Origin of the sequence: Muriicola sp. Z0-33 (assembly GCF_026126425.1) — a bacterium.
GTDB lineage: Bacteria > Bacteroidota > Bacteroidia > Flavobacteriales > Flavobacteriaceae > JAFMPW01.
Window position 1 is genome coordinate 1 of the sequence record NZ_JAFMPW010000033.1, and the last position, 1428, is coordinate 1428.

At 36.4% G+C, this 1428-nt stretch carries 1 protein-coding gene; it reads right to left on the bottom strand.

The features are described 5' to 3' along the window. Positions 1-348: 348 nt before the first annotated feature. A complete protein-coding gene (locus J1G40_RS18235) occupies positions 349-1062 on the bottom strand; it encodes a DUF6090 family protein (RefSeq protein ID WP_265244097.1) in 714 nt (237 codons plus the stop codon). Positions 1063-1428 lie beyond the last annotated feature (366 nt).

Consider the following 1428-nt stretch of genomic DNA (forward strand, 5'->3'; position numbering starts at 1 on the left):
ATACTTCCCGGTTTTCCCTTCAGAAAGTAAATTTTGACGGATTTTTCTAAAGAATTTTATCATTGGTTAGCGGTTTCTTATAATGAAGCACAACGGTCCAGGCTATGATTTGTTTTGATCCTCCAGTTTTGCGCCGCAGGATGCGCCGAAATGCCCGCAAACTTGCTCCGGCGCCCCGGGCCGGTGAGCAAAACTGCCCGCCACTAAACTATCATGCCGTTATTAATGATCAAGGTAGTAATTCTTTTGAAGTTGGCAGAATACCAAAATGAATTATAGCCTTTGTTGTGCTTTCGTTATTTTTCGAAATATTCTATTTTTCGATTTAGAAAATATATTTATTTACCTTTAATTGACTTCTAATAGCGCATCTTCTATTTCCTTAACTGTTCCGTCAATACCGAGCATATAGCTTTCGTAGGCACCTATAAGCTCTTCATTAAATTGATAATTTGTAATTAAAATTTTCCTTGGTATCGGTGATTTTGCCAAAGCCGTTAATATGACAATGGCGGCTTCATCACTTTGATCGGAGTGTAATCCTGATTCATAGATTAACTCATAGGACTTCTCTTCAAAACGCCAATAATCATCTGATTTAATAACCGATTGTTCAAAATCATCTTCTAAAGATTTTATCATCGGAATCCACTGGTCATAATAGTCTTTAATCCTTTTTACAACTTTCTCGTATTCTCCATACTCAGTGATACCAGAATTTTTCAAGTTATCGAAACCACTCGTACGCCAAATGGAATGATAAGAGTATACTTGCAGACTTTTCTGGAGGCTGTCACGCGTAAACCCACTGTAGTCCTTATTATTTAAAAACATTTTTATTCTCTTATTCTCTTCATTAGCGTATTCCAAATTATCCTTTAAACTTAGCGCATCTACTCTCATGTCTGTTACGATATTCTGAAGGATGTTGGTTAATTCGTGCTGGTCTTTTCGCGATTCATTCCAATTATTGATTTGTAGTGCAATCAAAATCCCAATAACCACAAGAACTATTTCCCCAATGGCATACTTGATATACTTTCCAGTTTTGTTTTTCTCCATAAGGTTGTAGCGAATTCGTCTAAAAAACTTAATCATGATCTAAGTTAAACATTTGGTTTTACCGCAAGCGGCTATCTCGCTCAAATGTCCACTGGACATTTGATTTACTATGTAAATATTGGCTCGATAATATCATTGGATATTGGTTGGTTATAGTGCCTACTACGTAGCTTAGGCGAAGTAGTAATGAAGCACAACGTGTTCGTGTATGGTTTGTAGTGCTGAGAAACTAAGTTAGCAAAAAAGACCAAGAGTGCTGAAATTCGGCAGAATATCCCGAACAATCCTTAAACACTATGAACTATACACGTTGTTAGCCTTTCGTTATCTCTTTGGCACCAAATATTCTAATCATATTATTACTTG

Bases quoted from the DNA above. Each gene is read 5' to 3' on its own strand.
- J1G40_RS18235 (WP_265244097.1), bottom strand. From the start codon at position 1,062: ATGGAGAAAAACAAAACTGGAAAGTATATCAAGTATGCCATTGGGGAA.